The 696-nt window shown below is 67.9% G+C and carries 1 protein-coding gene; it reads left to right on the plus strand.

The window, feature by feature from the left end:
- Positions 1 to 280: 280 nt before the first annotated feature.
- Positions 281 to 696: glycosyl hydrolase family 95 catalytic domain-containing protein (locus J0695_RS46295; RefSeq protein WP_443726907.1), on the plus strand; the 416-nt coding region annotated here is incomplete at its 3' end.

Below are 696 nucleotides of genomic sequence, written 5' to 3' on the forward strand. Positions count from 1 at the left end.
GCGGGTCGAGTTCACCGACTGCACCGAGGTCACGCTGGTCATCAGCGGCGGCACGGACTACGCACCGGACCACGCCACCGGCTTCCGTGACCCGGACGCCGACCCGCTGGCACTCGCCCGGTCCAAGGCCCTTTCCGCCACCAGGACGTCAGCAGTCCGCCTGCGCGACACGCACGTGGCCGACTACCGCGCACGCTACGACGGGCTCACCCTCGACCTGGGCCGCNNCCTCCAGTTCGGCCGCTATCTCACCATCTGCGGCTCGCGGGACGGCCTGCCCATGGGCCTGCAGGGCCTCTGGCTGGAGGGCAACACCCCTGACTGGATGGGGGATTACCACACCGACATCAACCTCCAGATGAACTACTGGCTGGCCGACCGCGCCGGCCTGAGCGAGACATTCCCGGCTGTCGCCGACTACTGCCTGGCGCAGCTCCCCGCGTGGAGCGAGGTGACGCAGAAACAGTTCAACGACATCCGCAACCGCTACCGCAACACCTCGGGCAAGGTGGCGGGCTGGACGGTCGCCTTCTCCACGAACCCCTACGGCGGCCTGGGCTGGTGGTGGCACCCTGCGGGCAACGCCTGGCTGTGCGAATCGCTCTACGAGCACTACGAATACACCCAGGACCGCGCGTACCTGTCCAGGATCATGCCGCTCCTCAAGGGCGCCTGTGAATTCTGGGAAGCACGCCT

The sequence above is a fragment of the Streptomyces beijiangensis genome, from assembly GCF_017315755.1.
In the GTDB taxonomy this organism is placed as follows: domain Bacteria; phylum Actinomycetota; class Actinomycetes; order Streptomycetales; family Streptomycetaceae; genus Streptomyces; species Streptomyces beijiangensis.